Below are 4,387 nucleotides of genomic sequence, written 5' to 3' on the forward strand. Positions count from 1 at the left end.
ATAGCTTAAACTTCCCTTTAGTGTTTTTAAGAATAAAAACAGTTTTTGTTTTTGCTCATCAATTCCATCAACAATTGATACATCGTTATTAAATACCAATTTAAAATCATTACTAATTCTTAAATCCATACTAATAATTATACCATATTTAGCAAAAATTACTTAAACAAATTGTTTATATCATTAGAAATTCTAGTGGTTTTTATTCCTAAACTTACTTTTTCAATTGCTGGAATGTTTTTTTCATCGAATATTATTGTTATACCGTTAATAGCGCTCACAATATTATCTAAAATTTTTTTTAAGCTAGTTGTTTGGTTAGCTATTTCAATTCTACTATTTGCTTTTATTTTAACAGTATCAGAAATTAAATTTAAAGTTTTTGGACTAATTGCGCTAAGTATATAAAAATGATGCTTATCAAAATGAATATCGTCATTTTTATCAAAAATGTTAATGCTTGATTGAAGTAGTATAACAGTATCACCTTTTGATAGTTCAAAACTGATATTAGAAATATTTTTTGTTTGAATTTCTAAGTCTTCAAATTCTGGTATTATAACTACAGCCTCTTGTGTTTGCTGTTTAAATTCTTTTACAGTGCCAATTCGAGTTATGAAAATATTTGAATAAATCCAATTTTTTACATCTTCTTGTGCCAACGCATGTCCATAAAGGCGCTGATTCATTCTGTAAATTTTATAGTCTTTAGTCATTCTAAATCCCCTTTAGTATTTAGGCATAGGTGAAGTATTAGCCTCATCATATAGCTTAAGTGTTAATGAACAATCTCCTGTATTGCTAAGTGCTACGCTTGTCTCTAATACAGTGTTTTTGATAATATTCCCTAGTCCATCTATAAATGAAACTTTATCCCCAACTCTTATTTTATGTGTATAGAATAGTTTAGCGTTCCAATATATACGCTTTAGATTGTATTCGCTTTCAACTGTAATTTCTTGTTGAGGTATAAATTCAAGTCCATAATCTTCTAAAGCTTTATAGTTCTCAGCCGTTTTAGTTTTGCTATCTTTAGTAAAAATGTAAATACATTCAATTTGGGATTCATTGGTACCACAATCAGCTATTACATTATGAATGTATACCCCTTTTATTTTTTCAATAAACTCTTTTGGTGTTGAGGCATAAATATTTTTGTCAATCACTTCAAGTTTATCTTCTTCATCCATGGTAATGATATTACGATTAGGAAATACAGATTTTATTGCATTTTCAACCGTCATACCTTTAAAGCTTTTGTTCTCTAACTCTCTATTGAAGAAGTTGCTACTAACTGCTAAACGAACATCAAGCTCAACACTAAAATCTCCACCAGGATAATCAGTGCTCATGGGAGTCCCTAGATAACCGGCCATTATAAAATCAAAGTTTTTTTCATAAGCAAATTTCTTATAATATATTTTTACTATATCTCCAAATTTAATGTGGTCTGTAAAGTCTAGAGGTAAGTTCCAAAGTACAATTTTTGCTTGTTTTGATTTTACAAAATTATAATTTGAAAATACATTAGCGATAGTAATATCAACATGAATTCCACATTGTGTGGTGATAACAATTTTAGGATTTTCCTCTGGAAAAGAATCCCCATTTTTTGTATCTTTTTTTGAAGATTGTTTTTCGTTGTAAAATTCGATTTTAAAGTCATAACTTAAAAACATTGATTATCCTTTATATTTTTCTGGTGCAAATGTTTTTACTACTTCTATTGAAAGACTCACTTCAACTTCATCAATAAATGGAGTGTCCTTAAATGTAAGGCTAGTAATTATGGCCAATTCTTTTAGACCAAAAGTTGGACTGTAGATAGTAAAAGGAACTTGAGCTTGTATTCTGTTTGCTAATTGCTCTTTTGCAAGGTGGACATCAAAACGGAGTAAAGAATTACCAAAAACAGTCATTTTAAGTGGGTAAAGCATTTCTTTGTAAAGAGAAGTTAGTACCCCACCGTTTAATGAGATATGTTCTCCAGTCATTACGGGGTTGTAGCTTACATATTCCGCTTTTCTATCATAATAGTTGATAACCGGGCGCTTAGAGCAACTAGTGTTGTAAGTCCGTGTTATAAGCTCGGTTTTTGGTTTTATAAAAAACAATTGTGGCACATAACCAAAACCTTTTAAATCTTGTCGTGGGAATAGCACTAAAAAATTATCTGCTCCAAAAAGGGAAAATACTTGAGTTGATACATCTTTAAATAATCGCATAATCTCTTCACAAGACATTTCCCCCTCTTCTCTATTATTGCATTTATCTTTAATGCCCGCAGAATTTTCTTGTTCTACAGGTGTTGTTGTTTTAGCTTCATCGCCAATATTTATGTTTGTAATATTCATAAAATCACCTTTTATGGAAAGTTGCCAAAGTCATCGTTATTGTTATGCCCACGAGAATTGAAAAATCCGCCTAAAAAATTATCACCAAAAGGATTAATGTAACTAAAGCCCGTACTAACAACACCACCTACTTTGCTACCAATGTTTTTAATTCCGCCAAAAACCCCTTTTACACCATCTCTTATGCCGTTGACTATATCGTTTATCAAATCCTTAAAATTAAAGTTCATAACTTTCTCAATCAAATCGGAAATTTTCCCGATTATTGGCATCAAAACCTTAGTGGTTGCGTTTTGAAGATTTTGCTCTAATTTGGCTAAATTACTTTTAGCTCTATTAAGTTCATCAGAATGTCCTGTAATCTTTAAAGATAGTAGATCTCTCATTAAATCCTTAATTGCCTGCGGGCGCAATTTTAAATCTCCCCCTTCTTTAGTCTTCATTTCCAGTAAACTTCTAGCAGATTCTAAATATTTTTTCCCAAATTTATCTATAGGTTTCATCAAATCATAAGCTTTTTGCATATTCCCCAAAAGCATTTCGCTAACAATTTCAACGGCGCTTTCGTTGCTACCCGCAAGACCAATACTTTTAAAGCGAGCTGCAAGTATTGCTGCATTCGATGTATTTTCTCCCTCTTTATCATTAAGCCCCAATTCTCTTAAGTGGCCTCTAAGTACACTTGCTGTTCGCAGCAAGTCTTCTTTTTCTAAGTTGCGTTCAAATCCTTTCATTTTTTCAAGTTCGTTCCAAATTTTAGTTCGTTCTTTTTCCGTATAAATCACATTATTGAGTTGTTTTAAATCATCTTGTTTTGCTTTATCTTCAACTGATTTTTTTGCAAAACCATATAAAAACCCAATAAGTCCGCCTCCAATTTTGCTCATAGCATTACCAATAACATTTCCTAGGGCACTACCTATGGCAATTTTGGCAACAAGTCCTTTTCCTTGAGAGGCTGCTAGCAGTTTACTTTTTGCTTTTGATTCTTTTGCAAGTTCTTTATACTCAAGGCGTCTTTTATCTCTATCAGACATTAAAGACCTTTTGAAAGCCTCTTTTCTAGCTTTTTCAAAGCCCATACCTTGTTTCATAAGCTTTTTAGTTTGTGTTAGCCTATATTTCTCAACACGCTCTCTTAAGCTTTCAAATTTAGATTGTTTGCTTAGTTCTTTTTTCTTATCGGACAAATTACTTTTTACAATATCTTTAGTACTACCCAAATTAGATTTTTTAGGTTTAAGATATTTTTCCATTTTGGTAATATCTTGTTCAATAGCCTTTTTTGTTGCTGCATGATCAAGAACACCTTTAAATTTAATGGTGAATTTGTCGCTCATTAAGCCCTCATTTACCTAAAATTAATTCATACAATTCTTTTTCTAGTTTTAGATCAGCTATACGATTAACTTCTAAAAGCTCATCATAAGGCATTTTCTTAACATCATCATATGAGCAAATATTCATAATTACTGGAAAATAGTATTTATCGTTTTTAATTTTATCAAGTAAGGCGAAATACTTTTTTCTGCTCTCATTAAGGCTTGCAATAGTTTTGTCAATATCTCTACTTATTTTTTTGCTCATTTAGCAACCAATTCAGTAGAATTTGATGTAAGTGAAGAAGTTACTTTTGCATAATCAAAATTATCATTGATATAGTCATAAGTAACAAAATCACCAACATTGTTTTCATATTCACTTAAAAATACTAAAGCGGGTTTTTTAAGGTCATTATCTGCTTGAAAAGTATTGAATTGTGCGGTGTAGATAATAGCAACAAGATAGTCCTTATAGTAAGATATAAATTCTCTATTTGCATCTAAAATTACATAAAATTCATCTAAAAATTTTGGGCTTATCATTAAGCTTGTAATTTCTCTTAAATATTTCACCTCATTAAGCTTATAAATGGCGTCGCTTTGATTAAATCCTAGCACTCTATCCCATTCATAGACTGGTAATACTCTAAGTGGGTATTCATATGTTTTATTTTTGGTTAAAATTTTCATTTTATATCTCATTATCATAGA

At 30.7% G+C, this 4,387-nt stretch carries 6 protein-coding genes; all 6 read right to left on the bottom strand.

Annotated features, from left to right (window positions below; all coding sequences use genetic code 11):
• Nucleotides 1-158 precede the first annotated feature (158 nt).
• A complete protein-coding gene (locus HNP68_RS06020) occupies nt 159-716 on the bottom strand; it encodes a DUF777 family protein (protein WP_183221447.1) in 558 nt (185 codons plus the stop codon).
• Nucleotides 717-728: 12 nt separating this feature from the next.
• Nucleotides 729-1,679: a DUF693 family protein gene (locus HNP68_RS06025; protein ID WP_183221449.1), complete on the bottom strand. Its 951-nt coding sequence runs from the start codon at nt 1,677-1,679 to the stop codon at nt 729-731.
• Nucleotides 1,680-1,682: 3 nt separating this feature from the next.
• On the bottom strand, nt 1,683-2,243 hold the full coding sequence (locus tag HNP68_RS06030; RefSeq protein WP_235684954.1) for a DUF792 family protein: 561 nt from the start codon (nt 2,241-2,243) through the stop codon (nt 1,683-1,685).
• Nucleotides 2,244-2,365: 122 nt separating this feature from the next.
• Nucleotides 2,366-3,694: a DUF759 family protein gene (locus HNP68_RS06035; protein WP_183221453.1), complete on the bottom strand. Its 1,329-nt coding sequence runs from the start codon at nt 3,692-3,694 to the stop codon at nt 2,366-2,368.
• A gap of 7 nt (nt 3,695-3,701) precedes the next feature.
• Nucleotides 3,702-3,941: a DUF1322 family protein gene (locus tag HNP68_RS06040; protein WP_183221455.1), complete on the bottom strand. Its 240-nt coding sequence runs from the start codon at nt 3,939-3,941 to the stop codon at nt 3,702-3,704.
• The gene (locus tag HNP68_RS06045; protein ID WP_183221456.1) at nt 3,938-4,384 is read right to left on the bottom strand and encodes a DUF1473 family protein; all 447 of its coding nucleotides are present in this window, start codon (nt 4,382-4,384) and stop codon (nt 3,938-3,940) included. Before HNP68_RS06045 ends, HNP68_RS06040 begins: the two co-directional genes overlap by 4 nt.
• Nucleotides 4,385-4,387: the final 3 nt, after the last annotated feature.

This window comes from Borreliella yangtzensis (assembly GCF_014201775.1).
GTDB classification, from domain to species: Bacteria; Spirochaetota; Spirochaetia; order Borreliales; family Borreliaceae; genus Borreliella; species Borreliella yangtzensis.